Here is a 21,125-nt window from a genome sequence, read left to right as displayed (position 1 = left end):
ATACGTTAAATGTTGAGAGAGCAAAGTATAAACCATATTTTAGTGTGCGTGTACACTGCTCATACAGCGTTAGCAAAATAACATGATAGATCATCCCTTGTGCAAATGCTTTTTTATCGTGTATAATGAAATACAAGTGACTGGGTACGGTTTTTTATTCATTTAGTTTGTAAAGCGAAAATCGTCGCAACAAAATGTACAGGAGGTTTAATTAGGTTGGCTAAAAAAGTTAATGAGAAAGTAACCATTTTTGCCTTGGGCGGCGTAGGTGAAATTGGTAAAAATATGTATGTAGTTCAATGTGGAAATGATATTGTTATTGTTGATTGTGGTCTGAAATTTCCTGAGGAGGAAATGTTAGGAGTAGACGTAGTCATACCAGACATCTCTTACTTAATTGAAAACAAAGAGAAGATCAGAGGGGTATTGATTACACATGGTCATGAAGACCATATTGGTGGATTATCCTATGTGCTTAAGCAAGTGAACATGCCCGTGTATGCTACGAAGTTAACATTAGGATTAATTGATAACAAATTAAAAGAAGCTGGTATCTTAGGCGATACAAAGCGGATTCTTATTGATGAAAAATCAAATGTAAAGTTAGGAAAATTGACAGCGACGTTCTTCAGAACGAACCACAGTATTCCAGATTCAGTAGGAGTATGTATTGATACACCAGAAGGTCTTGTTGTACACACTGGGGACTTTAAATTTGATCATACCCCTGTGGATATGCAGCAATCTGATTTTCATGTGATGGCTGAGATTGGAAGCAAGGGTGTTGTTGCATTATTGTCTGATAGTACTAATGCAGAACGTCCAGGTTTTACTCCATCTGAAAAAACAGTGGGAGTGGAATTAGAAGAAGTATTCCACAAAGCTGAGCAGAGAGTTGTCGTTGCTACATTTGCATCCAATATTCATCGTATTCAACAAGTCTTTGATGCAGCATATAAAACAAACCGTAAAATTACGGTTATGGGTCGTAGCATGGTAAACAACATCAATATTGCAACAGAACTCGGATACTTGAATTTTCCAGAGGGAATGTTGATTGAACCTGATGAAGTAAATAAGTTACCTGCAAACCAAGTGGTGGTTCTTTCCACAGGAAGTCAAGGAGAACCTATGTCTGCTTTAACGAGAATGGCAAGATCCACTCATCGTAAAGTTGACATACTGCCTGGTGATACTGTTGTTATTGCTGCAACACCGATCCCTGGTAATGAGAAGTTTGTTGGTCGTGTTGTAGATGAATTATATAGATTAGGCGCTAATGTCATATACGGTCCAGGAAGTGTATCAGGTGTACACGTGTCTGGACATGGTAGTCAAGAAGAGTTAAAGCTAATGTTAAACTTACTGCGTCCGAAATATTTCATTCCTATTCATGGTGAATATCGCATGTTAAGACATCACGGGCTTCTAGCAGAACAAATGGGTATTGATCCAGAACACATTTTTATATGTGATAATGGTGATACGGTAGAACTGCAAAATGGAACTGCTCGTAAAGGTGCAAAAGTGCAAGCAGGTAACGTCCTAATTGATGGATTAGGCGTTGGTGATGTGGGCAATATTGTACTCAGAGATAGAAAATTACTATCCCAAGATGGAATTCTTGTTGTCGTTGTGACGTTGAGTAAGCAAGAAGGCAAAGTATTGTCTGGACCTGACATTATTTCTCGTGGATTTGTTTACGTTAGAGAATCCGAAGATTTAATGGATGAGGCAAATAAAATTGTATCGAATACGTTAACAAAATTGATGAACGAAAATGTAAACGAATGGGCATCGTTGAAAAATCATGTTAAAGAATCTTTAGGACGATTTTTGTATGAACAAACTAGAAGAAGACCGATGATATTACCTATTATCATGGAAGTATAATAAAGTCAGTCACTTAAAAAACCTAACCAGAGTATATAGCTGCTTGGCTTAACGCCAGCAGCTTTTATTATGTTTAATAACTCTTCATTTATTTAAGTTTCATTCATGTATAAAAAACATATATTTAAAGCAAACTAGAAATGATCTATTTACCTGTATAAAACAGTAACATTCAGTAAATAGGACTACCATCGAAGGCAGGGATCATTTCATGTATAAACAAGAAGAGCAACAGCCTACACCACCCAATGCGCCACCTGTACAACCCCAAACCCCACCAATGGAAAAGAAAAATCCAGTTGCTGAAAACATAGAGACATTTGGACAAACGAATTTACCACAGATGGATTCCAATATTCATTGTGTCACGATTATAGGTCAAGTAGAAGGACATATCGTCTTGCCACCACAAAATAAGACGACGAAATATGAGCATATTATCCCACAATTGGTAGCAGCGGAAACGAATCCGAAAATTGAAGGGATTCTCATCATACTAAATACAGTAGGAGGAGACGTTGAAGCAGGGCTAGCAATTTCCGAGATGATTGCGTCCATTTCAAAACCTACCGTAACCATTGTACTTGGTGGTGGTCATAGTATTGGTGTACCGATTGCTGTTTCCTCTGATATGTCTATTATCGCAGAGACAGCGACCATGACCATCCATCCGATTCGATTGAATGGACTCGTCATTGGCGTACCACAAACGTTTGAGTATTTAGATAAGATGCAGGAAAGAGTCGTTCGTTTTGTAACAGCACACTCCAACATATCTGAAGAGTTGTTTAAAGACCTCATGTTTAAAACAGGCGAACTGACGAGGGACATTGGGACAAATGTTATCGGAAGTGATGCGGTAAAGTATGGGTTAATTGATATGGTAGGGGGATTAGGTGAAGCGATAAGGGAATTAAATCGCATGATTGCAGAACACAAAAGTAAAATGGGAGGTGGAATGATACAATGATTATGTACTCCACCATTCCACAAGAAATTATTTATGAGAACATAGATAAAGTAAATCGAACACAAGAAATGGTGGTAGATGGTATTACGATGGAAGTGCAACCTATGGATGGTATGCAAGCTAAAATTGTGAGGTTGATTAGTGCAGACCCTCAGCTTTTTTTAAATGAAAAATACGCACCTGGACAAGTCATCACCATGCAGCCTTTTATATCTACCTGAAACAAAAATACAACGTACACAAAAGGATATTCGATATGACAACAAGAAGAGACATCATGACATAAGATGTCTCTTTTTTAAATCTTCCATTTGTATGCATTCCAAATAATTATGATATAATTGCACTGGAGGTGGGAACTTGACTAGACGACGAAAAAAGAAAAATATGAAACAAATTTTGAAATATGAAATCTACGGTATTTTATTCATTATAAGTGCTGCTATATCCATTGCTGGTACTGAATCGATCCCTGGGATTGGTTCCGTTGGACGAGCATTAAGCTATATTTCATTATTTTTGGCAGGACACTATTATTTCATATTTCCACTAATAGGGTTATACATAGGGTTATATTTAATATTAAGGAGAAAATGGCCTAAACACTGGTCTTATCGAACGACAGGCGTCGCATTGCTATGCATGGGGTTGCTGTTAACCAGTCATATTTTTTGGTTTGAAGGTCAACAATCCATTACAGCAATAACAGGAGAAAAACTATCATTTTCCAATATTATTCAGCAACCTTGGAATAACGTCACTTTACAATTGGGACAAGAGATAAGTGACAACGCGTTTAAGCAAGAACTTGGTGGTGGACAAATAGGCGCGTTTTTATTCGCTATCACTTATTTGCTATTTGATTTATTAGGAACAAAGTTAGTTGTATTCTCTCTCTTTATTATCTCTTTTATATGTATTACGAATTTAACTTTTCAAGATATTTTACGTATTAGCAAAACGAAAATCACCCCGTTCATGAAGAGATTCATGGCTAAAATATCTGAACTTCGCGGTTCTATTCGAAATAAACCATCTTTGCAGACCGATTCTTACTTAGATGAAGATGAGCATTTATTAGAGATTGAAGAAGAGTCATATAAACCGAGTAACAAACAGAGTACCAAAAGTAAAAAGCTTCCTTCTTTTTTTCAGTTGTTCAAAAAAGAATCTAGTGCTACATCTTCTACTCATGCAGAACATGAATTTGATGAAGATCATGAATTGGACGGAGACGTATTAGTTGGAAACCATAGTGTAGATAGTGAAAATGAGCAAGTTGTTTATCGACGAGAAGGCAAGTCGGATTTACAGCGTGAACAGTCACAACAACAAGAAGTAGATTTGAATGAGGACAATGGCAAGACAGGATCACCACTGTTTTTTGATTTTCAACAGAATATTGAGGATAACGATACCGGTAACTCACATAGCAGCAACCAGGAAACGATGAACGTATCCCCTGAACAAGCTGAGCAGGAAAACGAAGTAACCATACACACAGAACAACTAGATCCTTCTCTTACGGAAACAGATGAAGTTTTGCCTGAATCGGCAACAACAAATAAAGTCGTAAAGCCATATAAAATGCCTTCTATTGATCTACTGAATCAATTGCAAAACACAGCTAGAGGAAATAGCTTAAATTATAAAGCTAATGCTAGAAAATTAGAAGCGACGTTCGAAAGTTTCGGTGTTAGAGCCAAAGTGTTAGAAGTAGTTAGAGGCCCTTCTGTAACAAGATATGAGATACAGCCTGATATAGGGGTGAAAGTAAGTAAAATTGTCAGTTTAACGGATGACATTGCGCTTGCTTTAGCTGCAAAAGGTATCCGCATGGAAGCGCCTATACCAGGCAAATCTGCCATTGGTATTGAAGTTCCTAATAGTGAAGTATCAATTGTAACGATGAGAGAAGTCATGGAAACGAACGAATTTCAAAAATCAGATGCTAAACTATCCATTGCATTTGGTAGAGATATTTCTGGGCAGCCGATCATTGCAAATTTAGCAAAAATGCCACATCTACTCGTAGCAGGTGCAACAGGCTCTGGTAAGTCTGTTTGTATAAACGGGATTATTACTAGTATTTTATATAAAGCGAAGCCAGAGGAAGTAAGGTTACTGATGGTGGACCCCAAAATGGTAGAGTTAAATATGTACAACGGTATCCCACATTTGCTTGCGCCAGTTGTAACAGATCCAAAGAAAGCGTCTCTTGCTCTTCGTAAAGTAGTAAAAGAGATGGAAAAACGGTATGAACAATTTTCGAAATCAGGGACGAGAAACATTGAAGGCTATAATGCACATGTGAAAAAGGTTGGAGAGGAAACAGGAGAAAAACCATTGCCTTATATTGTCGTCATTGTTGACGAGCTCGCAGACTTGATGATGGTAGCAGCAAATGATGTAGAGGATGCGATATGTAGACTTGCTCAAATGGCGAGAGCAGCGGGAATACATTTGATTATAGCGACGCAGCGCCCATCCGTAGATGTTATTACAGGTGTAATTAAAGCCAATATTCCATCAAGAATTGCTTTTGGTGTCTCCTCTCAAGTAGACTCCAGAACGATTTTGGATTCCATTGGAGCAGAGAAATTGTTAGGAAGAGGAGATATGCTATTTTTACCTGTTGGTGCTTCCAAGCCTATTCGAGTACAAGGTGCTTTCCTTTCTGATGAAGAAGTGGAGAAAGTGGTTCACTTTGTACTAGAACAGGGCAAAGCAGATTATGAAGAAACTTCTGAGTTTCACATTACCGAAGTGAAGCAAGAAGAAAAAGAAGAATTTGAAGATGAATTATTCGATCAAGCGGTTCGCATCGTATTAGAAGCAAAGCAAGCTTCTGTTTCGCTGTTACAAAGAAGAATGAGAGTAGGGTACACGAGAGCTGCTCGATTGATCGATAGTATGGAAAATAGAGGAATTGTAGGGCCGTACGAAGGAAGTAAACCGCGTGAAGTGTTGCTAACTCTCTTACAATACGAAGAAAACACAAAAGAAGAAAGTTAAATGAATACATGAATAGGTACAGGTGACTTATCACAAAATACTCATAAATCTACGATGAAGAAAGGGAAAATTGTCGATGAATGTGAGAATAGTGATTGTCACCTGTTTTATTGTTGTAGCTTTATTTTTTGCATTAGACTTACAACCAGATAAAAATATCGAGGCTTTTAGCAACCAAACCATTAAATATGGGTCGAGTGGCAAGGATGTAGATGAGCTGCAAGGGAGATTAAAGTTTTTAGGCTACTATTACAGTGAGGTGGATGGACAGTTTGGTAATTTGACATTGCAAGCTTTGAAAAACTTTCAATATGCTTTTGGCTTGAAAGCGGATGGCATCGCTGGTAGTAAAACAAAATTAAAGTTATGGGAAGCGACGAAGAAATGGAGACCTACGGCGAAGGATACGACAGAAAAAATCATGAGCTATCCCTCAACTAAGATGCTGCCTCTATCTGAAAATGACATGAAGCTAATGGCAAATGCGGTACATGGAGAAGCAAGAGGGGAGCCTTATGAAGGGCAAATTGCTGTTGCTGCGGTGATCATCAATAGAGTGCAGTCGGAGTTATTTCCGAACACCGTTTCTGATGTTATTTTTCAACCACGTGCGTTCACAGCAGTGGCAGATGGCCAAATATATTTAACACCGAATCAAACTTCATACAGAGCAGTAAGAGATGCTTTAAGTGGTCTAGATCCTTCAGGAGATGCGATATATTATTTTAATCCAGATACCGCGACTTCGCCATGGATTTGGACTCGGCCACAAATAAAACGAATTGGCAAACATATATTTTGTAAATAGAATGGTTTTACATTTGTGTTGTTGATGTTTGTGAATATCCAAACATTGGGTTAAAATAGCAGGAGTAGTGAGCATTTATATGTGAACAGGAGGAGGGGATAAAGTATGTCTGCTGGGTTTGAAAGAAGAGAGTATAACAACATGAGAATTCATGTAAAGCCAACCACTCAGTTTAAAACGTATACGATGACAGCACTTTTAGCGGTCCCATTATGTGAACAAGAGGTAACCAAAACAGCGCTTATTCCGCATGTTTTGCGCAGAGGGACAAAACGATTTCCTCAAACAGATCAATTGCGTAAACACTTAGATCATCTGTATGGAACGGGGTTTGCTTTTGATGTTTTTAAAAGAGGCAACTATCAAGTGATGCAGATTAAATTAGATACCATTCATGAAGCGTTCATTCAAGAGAACCAAAACAATATGTTAGAAGCGTCATTTCGTTTTTTAAGTGAACTTATTACAGAACCGTATACAGAACAAGGGGTATTTAAACAAGAATACGTAGACACAGAAAAATTAACGTTACAAAAAAAGCTGCAAGCCGTTGTAAACAACAAAACGCGATACGCAGAACAGCGATGCTTAGAAGAAATGTGTAAAGATGAGCCCTATAGATTCACTGCTTTGGGTAAACTGGAAGATTTAGATCACATTGATCCCCACAATTTGTACGAAGCTTACAGGCAACTGATTGAGACTTGCTCGATAGACATTTATGTCGTTGGGGATACAACGACAGATAAGGTAACTTCTTTAGCTAAACAATACTTAACTATGGATAGAGCAGAAATAAACACACCATTTCATGCTCACCCTTATGTGAAGAATAGAAATAAAGAGCAAATGATTGTAGACCAATTGGAAGTGACACAAGGCAAGCTTAACATCGGTCTTCACGTACCAGTTACTTATGCTGATAAAGATTATCCTGCTTTGTTGATGTACAATGGAGTGCTTGGATCTTATCCCCACTCTAAATTGTTTGTCAATGTTAGGGAAAAAGAAAGCTTGGCTTACTATGCAAGTTCTAAATTAGACGGCATAAAAGGAATTATAACGATTCAATCTGGCATTGAGATACATAAAGTAGATCAGGTCATCAACATTATGAAGCAGCAGTTGGAATTGATGCGAAATGGAGAGATTTCATCAAATGAATTGGAGCAGACAAAAGCGATGATTCGTAATCAGATTAACGAATTAGATGACGCTGCATTTTCAAGCATCAGTTACGACTACAATCAAATTATCGCAGGCAAAGAACGAAACAAACATCAGTTGATTGAGCAATTGGAAGGAATTGAAGCGGAGCATATCCAGCATGTAGCTAAAAAAGTCGAATTGGATACGATTTATTTCCTGCGAGATAAGGAGAGTGACAACGTATGAAAATCAAAACGTATCCGGAGTTGAAAGAATCATTATTCTTCACCAAATTAGACAATGGTTTAGATGTTTACGTGCTTCCAAAACAGGGATATCGAAAAACGTATGCAACGTTTGCCACAAAATACGGCTCCATTGATAATCACTTTCAAGTGGAAGGAAAACCGAAAATAAAAGTGCCTGACGGCATTGCACATTTTTTAGAACACAAAATGTTTGAGCAACCAGAAGGTGATGTATTTGCTCAATTTGCTACTCAAGGCGCGTCTGTCAATGCATTTACCAGTTTTGATCGGACCGTATATTTATTTTCTTCTACAGAACAAATAGAGCAAAATGTGAATACGTTAATTGATTTTGTGCAAACGCCTCATTTTACAGATGAGAACGTTGAGAAAGAAAAAGGTATTATTACGCAAGAGATAAATATGTACAAAGATTCTCCAGACTGGCAAGTTTACATGGGTTTAATACAATCCCTCTTTCAACAACATCCGGTGCATATTGACATTGCAGGAACAGAGGAATCTATTCACGAAATTACAAAAGAAATGTTGTATGACTGTTATCATACTTTTTACCACCCTTCGAATATGTGTTTGTTTGTCGTCGGTGGTGTTGATGCAGAACATGTCACCTCACTTGCAGCGAACAATCAATCAGCTAAAAATATACACCCACAAGGGGAAATTAAAAGATACTTTGAAGCGGAACCTAAAGCGGTGAAGGCGCACGAAAAGAAAATTCAACTTTCTGTATCCATGCCGAAATGTTTGTGTGGCATTAAGGAAGTGTATGGCTATGAGGAAGGGACTTCATTATTACAAAAACAATTAGAAATGAAAATTATTATGGATCTATTATTTAGTCCGAGTTCAACATTGTACCAGCAATTGTATGATCAACAACTCATCACCGATTCATTTAGCTCAGATTACAAAGCGTATAACACGTTTGCTTTTTCTGTGTTTGGTGGAGATACGCCTGATCCAGATAGAATGATTCATATGATTCGTAGCAATATAGACGAATATATAAAAAATGGACTAAGCAAAGAAGAGTTTGAAGTAAGCAAGCATAAACAAATGGGGAGTTACTTACGTTTGTTCAATATTCCGGAGTTAATCGCGCATTCATTTACGGATTATTTATATAAAAATTGCGATTTCTTCGATATGATGTCCACATTTTCACGTATCACATGGGAGGGAATAAACGATCGATTGCGTCATCATTTTAACTGGGAAGTCATGAGTGTGTCTGTAGTCGAAAGAAAATAATATGAATAAAACATTGAACGAAATGACCGTATTGATTACCGGTTCAAGTAGAGGAATCGGAGCTGCAATAGCGGAACGATTTGCAGACATTAAAATGAATATCATCATTCATTACGTCCACTCACATGAGCATGCAAATCAAGTTGCAAGAAATTGCATCGCTAAAGGAGCAAAGGTAATGACCGTAGCGGGAGACATTAGTGTTTCCGATGAAATCAGTAAAATAAAAGAAAAATTAGATCAGCATGGATTGTATCCTGACATTGTCATCAATAATGCTGGGATTTCGCATTATGGCATGTTAATGGATACGACAGAAGAGCAATGGGATCATATTATGAATGTCAATTTAAAAAGTATGTTTCTGTCTTGTAAAGCGTTTGCACCTTATATGATTTCACAAAAGTGGGGACGTATTATCAATATTTCTTCTGTCTGGGGAATGACAGGGGCTTCGTGTGAAACGGCATATTCAGCATCTAAGGGCGGTGTGAATGCATTTACTAAGGCACTAGCTAAAGAGCTTGCACCATCTGGTGTAACCGTCAATGCTGTAGCTCCTGGCGCAGTAGACACCGTCATGTTGAATCATCTAGAGCAAGAGGAAAAGCAGATGCTGGAACAAGAAATCCCGTTGGGAAGGTTTGCAACAACGGATGAAATTGCATCGATGACGTATTATTTGGCTTTGCCAGAATCAAGTTACATCACAGGGCAAGTGCTTAGTCCCAATGGTGGTTGGTTGACGTAAACTTCATTTAAATTTTCGTGCATAGGTTGCTCACCTTAGACAAATATTATAACCGTATAAGGTTTAATTTTAAAAAGGAGTGAGTAATATCATGTCAACGGTGTTGGATTCATTCGATAAGTGGAAAAATTTTCTTGCTCAACGTGTTAATCAAGCACAAAAAATAGGGATAAATGATGAGATGATTGCAAAGCTTGCTTATGAAATTGGTGATTTTTTAGATGAAAAAGTGGAACCAAGAAATGATCAGGAATTGTTGTTAAAAGAATTATGGGATGTAGCGGATGAGTCCGAGCGAAAAGTCATGGCAACATTAATGGTGAAGTTAGTTGACCATGCTTAATGTTTCTTGCACATTTTGACTTTTTATGTAGAAAAGCCTCGCTTTAGTGGGGCTTCTTTCCTGTTTTTATTATAATGAATGAATTTGAATTTATTATTTTAAAAAAAACGATTTTTTGTAGAAAAAAGTATAAGAAAGTGTTTAAATATTATAAGATGCTCTAAGTGGTTTAAATATCAATATGAATTTAAACAGTATAACTATTATTTAAATTGTAATAAGATGGATGAGCAAGTTCAGTGTTATGAAATTGAGGTGAAATGGTATGAAGCAATGGTACATGGAATACGTTATACATAGAAACAGACCAGGTTTATTAGGAGATATAGCATCATTAATGGGGATGTTAAATATAAATATTATTACCATTAATGGGGTTGAAAATAGCTCAAGGGGAATGCTATTACAAACAGCAAATGATGAAAAAATTGATGCACTAGGTAAAATGCTTGAGAAAGTAGATAATATTACAGTCACCAAACTACGAACACCTAAATTAGTGGATATATTAGCCGTACGTCATGGAAGGTATATAGAACGAGATTCTGATGATAGAAAAACGTTTCGATTTGTTAGAGATGAATTAGGCTTACTTGTTGATTTTCTCGGAGAAGTGTTTAAAAGAGATGGAAATCAGGTAGTAGGACTCAGAGGTATGCCTAGAGTTGGAAAAACAGAATCCATTATTGCGGGTAGTGTTTGTTCGAACAAAAGGTGGAGTTTTGTATCTTCGACGCTTCTTCGTCAAACCGTTAGGAGTATGATGTCAGAGGAAGAATTAAATCCTAATAATGTTTTTATTGTTGACGGCATCGTCAGCACCATTAGAGCAAATGAAAAGCATGTGGAGTTATTAACAAATGTTATGGAAATGAACTCTACAAAAGTGATTGAACACCCAGATGTTTTTGTAAGGGAATCAGAGTATACGTATGATATTTTTGACTATATTGTTGAACTAAGAAGTCATCCAGATGAAGAGATTAATTATGATGCGATTACGACTTCGGTAGACTATTAAATATATAAAAATGACAAGGGAAAGTGAGGTGTACATGTTCAATGTCTGATCTAGGGGAGGTTTTGAAAAAAACAAGGTTAGAGCAACAATATACTTTAGATCAAATGGAAGAAATAACAAAAATCAGAAAATCATATTTGCAAGCCATTGAAGAAGGCAAATACAATATTTTACCTGGAAATTTTTATGCACGAGCTTTTATTAAAAGTTACGCAGAAGCCTTAGGTTTAGACTCCAATCATGTGATGGAACTTTACAAAAATGTGTTACCACAAGCTTATGCGCAACCAACCAATGCAACAAGTACAGGTAGACGAAAAAAAGCATTAAACGTGGATAAAGTAGCCAAATGGGTTTCTTTACTTTTGTTTATTTCATTTTTTATTTTAATTGTTGTTGTTATCTATCTTTTTGTTTTGTTGAACGGCGAATCAGATGATCATAGCATCCAGATGCCTGAACCTGTAACAGGACGATTTGCGGACAGTGATGAAAGTGTTGAAACGGTATTTAATGACGCTGAAGAAAATAATGTACAAGAAGAGCTTGCTGAAGAGCAGGCAGAGGAAGTTGTAGCGTCGACAGTGACATTGGTGGAGCAAGTGAATAATGTTTACACGTATGAAGTGGCCAACACAGACCAAATAAATATTAAAATTGAGTATACAGGTAGATGCTGGACGCAAATACGTAAAGGTGATGCTTATGGAGAAGTATTGGACGAAATTACTCCACAACAAGATGATACATATACTTTTGAATCACAAAATAATGTATGGATTAGCTTAGGAAATAGCAATGCGAAGTTGTACATTAATGATGTAGAATTAGAAGGAACGGACGTTGGAATGCGGGTACAAATAAATGTTGCTGGAGTAAATTCAATATGAGATAAGTATGAATAAAACCCATGAATCAGGTTAAAATAATTACAGCAAAACGAATACACAATACATCAACACCAAGTGAGGGATGAAGGTGACAATTAGTTGGATTGTAACTGGCTTGGGTGTTATCGTGAGTTTGTTAGGATGGTATTTAACACCTACTGCATGGGGTTACGGAATTTTTGGATTTGGACTTGCTCATATTGTTTTGGGCATATTGGATATGTTTAGAACGCCAGTCAGAAACGAAACATGAGGTTTACTTTTGCTGCTTCCCAACATCATCGCTAGTCGATGGTGGTTAGGGAAGCTTTATTTATGGCAAATTATTATTCTTTTTGACAGTGCGTGAACCATGTATTATACTTTTTTAAGTGATTAATCGATACAATATTTGGATGTGTATTAGGAATAATGAATTGAGGTGTTTTGTATGAATTTAGCTAATCGCATTACATTGGTGAGAATATTCTTAGTTCCAGTGATGTTGTTTTTTTTACTCGTGAATTTAGATTTTTCTCCACTCATTATAGGGGAGTTCTCTATTACTTATAATCAAATTATTGCGACGCTAATATTCATTTTGGCTGCTAGTACAGATGGATTGGACGGTTACATAGCGAGAAAGAGAAAAATAGTAACAAATTTAGGAAAGTTATTAGACCCATTAGCAGATAAACTGCTGATTGCGGCGGTACTCATTTCTTTGGTGGATATGGGAAAGTTAGATGCGTGGATTGCGATCGTAATTATTAGTAGAGAATTTGCTGTTACAGGTTTAAGGCAGATTGCGTTACTAGATGGTAGTGTAATAGCGGCAAGTAAATGGGGAAAATGGAAAACGGCGATTCAAATTACGGCCATCATTATCTTATTGCTCAACAATTTTCCATTTGCATTAATTGATCTTCGAGTGGATCTTGTAGCTAGTTGGCTCATGGCTATTATTACGATCTATTCTGGTGTAGACTATTTTATCAAAAACAAAAATTTGATCGCGGAAAAATAACATGTGACGATACTATCATTAAATCCCATATCATTATGGGATTTTTAAATATTCATACAGGTTCAATATCCAAAGGAGAGGTGTCATGAGAGCAGAAATTTTGTGTGTAGGTACAGAGTTGTTATTAGGTCAAATCGTCAATACAAATGCCAAATATTTATCAGAGCAATGTTCTATACTCGGTGTGGATGTGTACTTTCAAACCGTGGTAGGGGATAATAAACAGCGTATTCAAGATGCTTTACATACTGCATACTCACGTGCAGACCTCGTTATATGTACAGGTGGATTAGGGCCTACAGAAGATGATATGACCGCTGACGCTGCTGCAGCTTTTTTTGGCACGCATGTAGAGTTTGACAAGCCAGCATTAAATAAAATAGAAGGATTTTTTAAAAGTAGAAATATTGAAATGTCCGATAACAATAAAAAGCAGGCTCAAATTATTCATGGTAGTGTCACGTTGCATAATGAGGTGGGATTGGCAGTAGGCAGTGCTTTTCAACAACATGATAAAGCCATTATCCTCCTACCTGGACCTCCATCCGAGCTTTATCCTATGTTCGAACATGCTGCTGCTCCATGGATTCAGAAAACATTAATGCCGCAAAACGCTCTATCTATTTATTCTACCATGTTGAAATTCACCGGTATTGGTGAATCTAAATTAGAAGATACGATCAAAGATTTAATTGCTGCACAAACAGACCCAACTATTGCGCCATATGCGAAGGAAAACGAAGTATCCTTACGTATTACAACAAAAGCGGATAGTAGAGAGGCTGCAGAAACAAAATGGAGAGACACCAAGCGAGAGATCTTAACGCGGTTAGGTGCACATTTTTTCACTGAAGGACAAGATTCATTGCTGGAAACCACCGTAAAAGAGTTGAAACAAGCTCACCAACGTATTTCTGTTTTGGAATGGGGAACAGGAGGAAGTTTTACAAACTTGATTGCTGCTTCTGCACATCATGACGAAGTGTTGTCCCATAGTATGATCATACAATCTTTATATCAATTACAAACGTTGTTTCCTAATCAGACCATCCCTGTAGAGGAAGAGCAAATTAGCCTTCGTTCGATTTCACCAATAGGGCGTGATGTCATAGAGGGTAGTAATGTGGATTTATTTATTTTCATTTATTCAAAAAAAATGTCGGATACAGAAAAAAATAAAGATGTCCCAAACACATTTGTTAGCTTTATAGATAAATTTGGAAATGAATTTGAGCAGCATGTATTATTATATGGTAATCATGAAATAAGACGAGTAAGAGCCGCTAAAACGGCGTTATCATTACTTTGGAAATTTAGAAAAAACATCGCTGAAAAACGAAATTAACTTAAAAATAGAATATATGTTCGAAAAAAAGCTTGGCAAATGTCTCGAAACCATATATGATAAATATATAAGTCATGAGTTCATTCGTATATTGAAAATGGAAAACTAATAGATAGGGAAGTGAAGATTGTGTCTGATCGTCAAGCAGCTTTAGAAATGGCGCTTCGCCAAATTGAGAAACAGTTCGGAAAAGGTTCTGTCATGAAATTAGGTGAATCCACAGAGTTTCAAGTAGAAACGGTATCCAGTGGGTCGATTGCTGTCGATATTGCACTAGGTGTGGGCGGATTACCAAGAGGAAGAGTTGTCGAAGTATATGGTCCTGAATCTTCAGGTAAAACAACCGTATCCCTTCATGCGATAGCCGAAGTACAAAAATTAGGAGGACAAGCAGCTTTTATCGATGCGGAGCATGCACTAGATCCTCAATACGCTGAAAAATTAGGCGTCAACATTGATGAATTGTTATTGTCTCAACCCGATACAGGAGAGCAAGCACTTGAAATTGCAGAAGCATTAGTTCGCAGTGGTGCGGTAGATATTATCGTTGTAGACTCTGTTGCTGCACTTGTTCCCAAAGCAGAAATAGAAGGGGAAATGGGTGATTCTCACGTTGGTCTACAAGCTAGATTGATGTCACAAGCGCTCAGAAAATTAGGTGGTGCCATTCGTAAATCCAATACGATTGCTATCTTTATTAATCAGCTTCGTGAAAAAGTGGGCGTTATGTTCGGTAACCCTGAAACGACTCCAGGTGGAAGAGCATTGAAGTTCTATTCCTCCGTGCGACTCGATGTTAGACGTATAGAGTCGATTAAACAAGGGAATGAAATTGTAGGTAACCGTACTCGTGTAAAAGTGGTTAAAAATAAAGTAGCGCCTCCATTCAAACAAGCAGAAGTCGACATTATGTATGGCGAAGGTATTTCTAAAGAAGGAAGTATTGTCGATATTGGTACTGAAATGGACATTGTAAATAAAAGTGGAGCATGGTATTCCTATGAGGGAGAACGCCTTGGTCAAGGTAGAGAGAATGCGAAACAATTTTTGAAAGAAAATGTAGCCATTGCAATGGATATCGAACAAAAAATACGTCAACAAGCCAATTTGATTGCGGCTGAAGAGTCACCTGATCAAGAGGATGAGACATTAGATCCTGTGGAATAAATGAATGTGTAGAGACTAAATGAATCGCACCTGCATAGGTGCGTTTTTCATTATACAGCAACATGGATGACGATATAGAAGAATAGTATACATGAGTGCAATGGAAGTGGGAGAAGGTATATGGATTTGAACAATAACAATAATAAAAAAATTATTACTGCTGTTGTTTTAGATAAAGAGCAGAAACGTTATCAAATATACATAGAGGATCAATACGCTTTTACCGTTCATGAAGACATATTAGTGCGACACCAACTCATAAAAGGATTATCCATAGACGCAGAACAAATGATGAAAGTGACACAAGAAGAAGAAATAAATCAAGCTTATCAACGTGCAATGCGATGGATAAGCTATAAGATGAGGACAGCATATGAAATAGAAGAAAAATTACTTGCTGAACAATATGATCCTCATCTTTGTGCAGAAGTCATCCAGCAATTAAAAAAACAACAGTATGTGGATGATCAATCCTATGCAAAAATGTACGCAAAAGATCAAATGAAAATAAAGAAAAAAGGACGACAAAGAATTGAAATAGAGCTAAAAGCAAAAAAAATAAAAGATAGTTTCATTCAAGAGGCACTGTCCGAACTAAACAGTGAAGAAGAATTTAATGTTGCTTTGCAACAAGGAATAAAAAAATGGCATTTGCTTCAACATGAGAGTATACAAAAAAGAAAACATAAAACGATATCATTTTTACTAAGAAAAGGGTATACAATGGAAATATCCAGTAAAATTGTAAAGCAAATAGAAAATGAATCCAACCTATAAAATACAAGACACTATCTTACCTTTCTTGACAAAAAGAATTTACTAAAGCTACAATGAAGTAGTGTGATATGTACACACTCGGATTAATTGTTCAGTTTTTTGAGAATGTTAATTGAGTTCGCTGAAATGGTAATGAATATTAATAGGGTTAAAAGCCGAAAATTCCCAAGCAAGCCTTGGTGTCAGCAGGAGGTGAAGGACATGGAAAATCTCCTTTGGATAATTATCATTCTTGTTGTTGGTGTTTTATGCTTAGGAATCGGTTATTTTATCCGTAAATCTCTTGGAGAAGCGAAAATCTCTAGTGCTGAAGAAGCTGCTTCAAACATTGTAAAAGATGCGAAAAAGGAAGCGGAAGCACTTAAAAAAGAAACCGTTTTAGAGGCTAAAGATGAAGTACACAAACTGCGTAATGAAGCAGAAAAGGACATTCGTGAAAGACGAGTGGATATACAACGGCTGGAAAGACGATTGGTACAAAAAGAGGAATCGCTGGATAAAAAGTTAGATTCACTTGAGCGTAAAGAAGAAAAAATTAACAATAAAGAAAAGATAATCGAACAAACCCGGGATGAAATCGAAGATATCAAATTAAAAAAGATATCAGAATTAGAGCGTATTTCAGGGTTATCCATAGAAGATGCAAAGAAAACAATATTGCATAACGTGGAGCAAGAAATTCGTCATGAAACATCGCAGATGATTAAAGATATTGAACAAGAGGCCAAAGAAGAAGCAGATAAAAAGGCAAGAGAAATTATTACACTTGCTATTCAACGATCTGCAGCAGATCATGTGGCAGAAACTACAGTTTCCGTTGTCTCCCTTCCTAATGAAGAAATGAAAGGAAGAATCATTGGTCGTGAAGGACGCAATATACGTGCGTTGGAGACGCTAACAGGTATTGATTTAATTATCGATGATACTCCAGAAGCTGTTATCTTATCTGGTTTTGATCCAATTCGAAGAGAAATTGCACGTACATCATTAGAGAAATTAGTTGCGGATGGTCGTATCCATCCAGCAAGAATTGAAGAAATGGTTGAAAAATCAAGAAGAGAAATTGACGAGCGTATTCGTGAGTATGGTGAGCAAACAACATTTGAAGTCGGTGTTCATGGATTGCATCCAGATCTAATAAAAATATTAGGTCGATTAAAGTTCAGAACAAGTTATGGACAAAACGTGTTGAAACACTCTATGGAAGTGGCATATTTAGCAGGGTTGATGGCAAGTGAGTTAGGGCAAGATGTAACCTTAGCAAAACGATCAGGATTGCTTCATGATATCGGTAAAGCATTGGATCATGAAGTGGAAGGGTCCCATGTTGAAATTGGGGTTGAAATAGCGAAGAAATACAAAGAACATCCTGTTGTCATTAACAGCATAGCGTCACATCATGGAGACTGTGAAGCAACTTCCATTATTTCCATGTTAGTTGCAGCGGCAGATACATTATCTGCGGCAAGACCAGGCGCACGAAGAGAAACGTTGGAAACGTATATAAAACGTTTAGAGAAGCTTGAAGATATAACAGAATCGTTTGATGGAGTAGAAAAATCTTATGCGATACAAGCAGGACGAGAAGTAAGAGTTATGGTACAACCAGAAAAAATTGATGACACAGAATCGTTTACATTAGCTCGTGACATCACGAAGAAAATCGAAAGCGAACTCGATTATCCGGGACATATTAAAGTAACAGTAATACGCGAAACACGAGCAGTAGAATATGCAAAATAAATAAGATGATACACAATGAAAAGTGGCCTTCGAGCCACTTTTCATAGTATATAGATAAAATTTAAAAAATGATGAATAGAAATGTAAGATGAAGAAATGATGAAATATAAGGTTACGCTTCAGTAGCTAGGCGTATAGGTAGAGAAGTAGAAATTTCTCCATCTTATGTATCGTGGTCATAAGTTGGTTGAATAAGTTCATTCAACATTATGCTAAATCACAATGTCATGTCGAGCACATGACATTTTTAATCAATTTATAACAAAAGGATGAGTGGACATTATTAAGCTGTTATTTGTAGGAGATATTGTAGGTTCTGTAGGAAGAAAAGCATTAAAGGAAACGCTTCCTTATTTGAAAAATAAATACTTACCTGACTTTGTTGTTGTTAATGGTGAAAATGCCGCAGCAGGTAAAGGCATTACAAAAGATATTGCCCATGATTTTTTTAATCAAGGTGTACACGCCATTACGATGGGTAATCATACTTGGGATAAAAAAGAAATATTTGAATTTATAGATGATGAACAACGTTTAATTCGACCAGCTAATTTTCCACAAGGGACTCCTGGTAGAGGATATACGGTTATTAAAAATCAGCAAAAAAAGAAATTAGCTGTCATCAATATACAAGGACGAACGTTTTTACCTGCGATTGAATGCCCGTTTCAAACGGTAGATCGCATCGTAGACAAAGTGAAATCAGAAAGTAACTGTATTTTCGTGGATTTTCATGCTGAAGCAACGTCCGAGAAAATAGCGATGGGATGGTATTTGGACGGTAAAGTATCTGCCGTGGTTGGGACACACACCCATGTGCAAACACATGATGAGGTCATATTACCAAATGGTACAGCATATGTTACAGATGTGGGGATGGTAGGATCAAGTGAAGGTATATTGGGTATGGAAAGAACTGCAGTAATCAAAAAGTTTTTGACTCAACTTCCTGTTCGTTTTAATGCAGACAATGGGAAATGGCATTTTCATGCATTATTGATTGAAATAGACGAAAAAACAGGAAATTCCAACAAAGTGAAATTAATTAGAATATATGAAAATCAGGTGATAATTGACTAAATATATAAATTTTTCTTTTCATCAGGAGGAATTTTTTTAAAACTTCACGAATATTAATAACTACTGAAAATGAATCAAACTTGCGATCATTAACATACCCAACCATTTGAGGAGGTACTGAATGATGGAAGTATTAAAAGTTTCAGCAAAATCCAATCCAAATTCTGTGGCTGGTGCATTGGCAGGTGTACTTAGGGAGCGGGGAACAGCGGAATTACAAGCGATCGGTGCCGGTGCTTTAAATCAAGCAATAAAAGCGGTTGCAATAGCAAGAGGTTTTGTTGCGCCCAGTGGTGTAGATCTCATCTGTATTCCGGCATTTACAGATATTACGATTGAAGGAGAAGATCGAACGGCGATTAAGTTAATTGTTGAACCTAGATAAAAAAATACGGAACGTATTCTGTTTACATTATGTAAACAGTTTTTTTTTGTTTAAAAAAGAAAGGGGAATGCATGTGAAACACCATTTTCGTGTCATAGATGCGCACTGTGATACACTGTTAAAAATGTACTACAATAAAGATCTAACGTTCGATGCAGACAAGCATCTCGATGTCACATATAAAGGCCTGAGTGAAGTCAATACGTTAATGCAGTGTTTTGCTATTTATTTATCGGAAGAAGACCCTCACACCTCATTTGAGAGTGTCCTGCAGTACGTTACGAACTTTTACGAGCGTATTATAAAGTCCAATCACAATATGCATTGGGTAAAAAGCAAGCAGGACTTAATGCACGCCCTACAGCATCAAAAAATAGGTGCTATGCTAACGATGGAAGGTACAGATGTCCTGCATGGCGATCTGAATAAAGCCGTGCTGCTGTACTTATTAGGGATTCGCTGCGTTAGCTTAACGTGGAACTTCGGCAATTGGGCAGCTGATGGGGTAAAAGAGCCAAGACAAGCAGGACTGACGTTAAAAGGAAAACGTTTTATCCAAAAGTGTAACGAACTTGGCATTATTTTAGACGTATCTCATTTATCTGAAAGATCATTTTGGGAGCTGACGGAAACGACAAGCAAACCATATATAGCGTCACATTCGAACGTATTTGACATTTGTAATCATCCCAGGAATTTGAAGCGAGAACAGTTAAAATGCATCATTGAACAAAAAGGTATGATTGGTCTTAACTTTGTGCCATACTTTATTTCAAGTCACCCAGATGAGGCGAATATATCGACACTGCTAAAACATATCGATTATATTTGTGCGATGAAAGGGAAAGAACATATCGGCTTTGGATCTGATTTTGATGGTATTGCACAGTGGACGTTAGATTTAGAAGATTCGGGAAAATACAACAATCTAGTCAACAATCTATGTAAATACTATAGTGAAGAAGAAGTGCATCAATTTCTTTGGAAAAATTGGTTTGATTTTTTCATGAAATGGCTACCCTAGATTTTAGAGGGACGATGAGTATAGTATACGGGTGTGAAAGCATGAAAGCGCAATCAATCTAAATGCGGCATGAATTTGATCTAAAATAGCTATATGAAAGTTCACATTCATGCCTTGTTTTTTTTTGCTTAAAATCATATTATGAATATACAGTGAACAATTTTTTTTATCGAATAGTGTAAGTATCCTTATCGAAATTTAATATTTCCATTTAACAGATTAAAAGGGAGTGGGC

The 21,125-nt window shown here is 36.9% G+C and carries 20 protein-coding genes; all 20 read left to right on the top strand.

What is annotated here, in order from left to right:
• The first annotated feature begins 216 nt into the window (after nt 1-216).
• The 20 genes from D1Z92_RS03050 to D1Z92_RS02960 all read left to right on the top strand — a co-directional run bounded on the left by D1Z92_RS03050 (nt 217) and on the right by D1Z92_RS02960 (nt 20,890).
• The gene (locus tag D1Z92_RS03050; protein ID WP_128894186.1) at nt 217-1,893 is read left to right on the top strand and encodes a ribonuclease J; all 1,677 of its coding nucleotides are present in this window, start codon (nt 217-219) and stop codon (nt 1,891-1,893) included.
• A 211-nt stretch (nt 1,894-2,104) separates the two neighbouring features.
• Nucleotides 2,105-2,863: a ClpP family protease gene (locus D1Z92_RS03045; protein WP_370741195.1), complete on the top strand. Its 759-nt coding sequence runs from the start codon at nt 2,105-2,107 to the stop codon at nt 2,861-2,863.
• A complete protein-coding gene (locus tag D1Z92_RS03040) occupies nt 2,860-3,084 on the top strand; it encodes a YlzJ-like family protein (protein ID WP_128894185.1) in 225 nt (74 codons plus the stop codon). Before D1Z92_RS03045 ends, D1Z92_RS03040 begins: the two co-directional genes overlap by 4 nt.
• A 166-nt stretch (nt 3,085-3,250) precedes the next feature.
• On the top strand, nt 3,251-5,878 hold the full coding sequence (locus D1Z92_RS03035) for a DNA translocase FtsK (RefSeq protein ID WP_128894353.1): 2,628 nt from the start codon (nt 3,251-3,253) through the stop codon (nt 5,876-5,878).
• Nucleotides 5,879-5,954: 76 nt separating this feature from the next.
• Nucleotides 5,955-6,686, top strand: a complete 732-nt coding sequence (gene sleB / locus D1Z92_RS03030; protein WP_128894184.1) for a spore cortex-lytic enzyme — start codon at nt 5,955-5,957, stop codon at nt 6,684-6,686.
• A 105-nt stretch (nt 6,687-6,791) separates the two neighbouring features.
• The gene (yfmF, locus tag D1Z92_RS03025) at nt 6,792-8,081 is read left to right on the top strand and encodes an EF-P 5-aminopentanol modification-associated protein YfmF (RefSeq protein WP_128894183.1); all 1,290 of its coding nucleotides are present in this window, start codon (nt 6,792-6,794) and stop codon (nt 8,079-8,081) included.
• Nucleotides 8,078-9,358, top strand: a complete 1,281-nt coding sequence (gene yfmH / locus D1Z92_RS03020) for an EF-P 5-aminopentanol modification-associated protein YfmH (RefSeq protein ID WP_128894182.1) — start codon at nt 8,078-8,080, stop codon at nt 9,356-9,358. Before yfmF ends, yfmH begins: the two co-directional genes overlap by 4 nt.
• 1 nt (nt 9,359) lies before the next feature.
• Nucleotides 9,360-10,109 (top strand): elongation factor P 5-aminopentanone reductase, encoded by a 750-nt coding sequence (ymfI, locus tag D1Z92_RS03015; RefSeq protein ID WP_128894181.1) that lies wholly within the window; start codon nt 9,360-9,362, stop codon nt 10,107-10,109.
• Between the two features lie 91 nt (nt 10,110-10,200).
• A complete protein-coding gene (locus D1Z92_RS03010) occupies nt 10,201-10,452 on the top strand; it encodes a DUF3243 domain-containing protein (protein WP_128894180.1) in 252 nt (83 codons plus the stop codon).
• A gap of 265 nt (nt 10,453-10,717) precedes the next feature.
• Nucleotides 10,718-11,473, top strand: coding sequence for a DUF3388 domain-containing protein (locus tag D1Z92_RS03005; protein WP_128894179.1), 756 nt, complete (start codon nt 10,718-10,720; stop codon nt 11,471-11,473).
• 62 nt (nt 11,474-11,535) lie between these two features.
• The gene (locus tag D1Z92_RS03000) at nt 11,536-12,363 is read left to right on the top strand and encodes a helix-turn-helix domain-containing protein (protein WP_164931431.1); all 828 of its coding nucleotides are present in this window, start codon (nt 11,536-11,538) and stop codon (nt 12,361-12,363) included.
• A gap of 88 nt (nt 12,364-12,451) precedes the next feature.
• Nucleotides 12,452-12,616: a DUF4175 domain-containing protein gene (locus D1Z92_RS17200; protein WP_164931430.1), complete on the top strand. Its 165-nt coding sequence runs from the start codon at nt 12,452-12,454 to the stop codon at nt 12,614-12,616.
• A gap of 177 nt (nt 12,617-12,793) precedes the next feature.
• Entirely contained in the window at nt 12,794-13,369 is a 576-nt protein-coding gene (pgsA, locus tag D1Z92_RS02995) for a CDP-diacylglycerol--glycerol-3-phosphate 3-phosphatidyltransferase (RefSeq protein WP_128894177.1), read from the top strand.
• Nucleotides 13,370-13,454: 85 nt separating this feature from the next.
• Nucleotides 13,455-14,714 carry a CinA family nicotinamide mononucleotide deamidase-related protein gene (locus D1Z92_RS02990; RefSeq protein ID WP_128894176.1) on the top strand — a complete coding sequence of 420 codons (1,260 nt, stop codon included), beginning with the start codon at nt 13,455-13,457 and terminating at the stop codon, nt 14,712-14,714.
• A gap of 129 nt (nt 14,715-14,843) precedes the next feature.
• A complete protein-coding gene (gene recA, locus D1Z92_RS02985) occupies nt 14,844-15,881 on the top strand; it encodes a recombinase RecA (protein ID WP_128894175.1) in 1,038 nt (345 codons plus the stop codon).
• Between the two features lie 120 nt (nt 15,882-16,001).
• Nucleotides 16,002-16,658 carry a regulatory protein RecX gene (locus D1Z92_RS02980; protein WP_128894174.1) on the top strand — a complete coding sequence of 219 codons (657 nt, stop codon included), beginning with the start codon at nt 16,002-16,004 and terminating at the stop codon, nt 16,656-16,658.
• A gap of 201 nt (nt 16,659-16,859) precedes the next feature.
• On the top strand, nt 16,860-18,401 hold the full coding sequence (rny, locus tag D1Z92_RS02975) for a ribonuclease Y (RefSeq protein WP_128894173.1): 1,542 nt from the start codon (nt 16,860-16,862) through the stop codon (nt 18,399-18,401).
• A gap of 282 nt (nt 18,402-18,683) precedes the next feature.
• On the top strand, nt 18,684-19,481 hold the full coding sequence (locus D1Z92_RS02970) for a TIGR00282 family metallophosphoesterase (RefSeq protein ID WP_164931446.1): 798 nt from the start codon (nt 18,684-18,686) through the stop codon (nt 19,479-19,481).
• A 124-nt stretch (nt 19,482-19,605) separates the two neighbouring features.
• The gene (locus D1Z92_RS02965; RefSeq protein WP_128894352.1) at nt 19,606-19,866 is read left to right on the top strand and encodes a stage V sporulation protein S; all 261 of its coding nucleotides are present in this window, start codon (nt 19,606-19,608) and stop codon (nt 19,864-19,866) included.
• Nucleotides 19,867-19,939: 73 nt separating this feature from the next.
• Nucleotides 19,940-20,890 carry a dipeptidase gene (locus D1Z92_RS02960; RefSeq protein WP_164931429.1) on the top strand — a complete coding sequence of 317 codons (951 nt, stop codon included), beginning with the start codon at nt 19,940-19,942 and terminating at the stop codon, nt 20,888-20,890.
• Nucleotides 20,891-21,125: the final 235 nt, after the last annotated feature.

It is taken from the genome of Longirhabdus pacifica, assembly GCF_004115085.1.
GTDB classification, from domain to species: domain Bacteria; phylum Bacillota; class Bacilli; order Paenibacillales; family DSM-105158; genus Longirhabdus; species Longirhabdus pacifica.
Note: the sequence above shows the minus strand (reverse complement) of the source record. Positions and strands in the feature narration are given on the sequence as shown.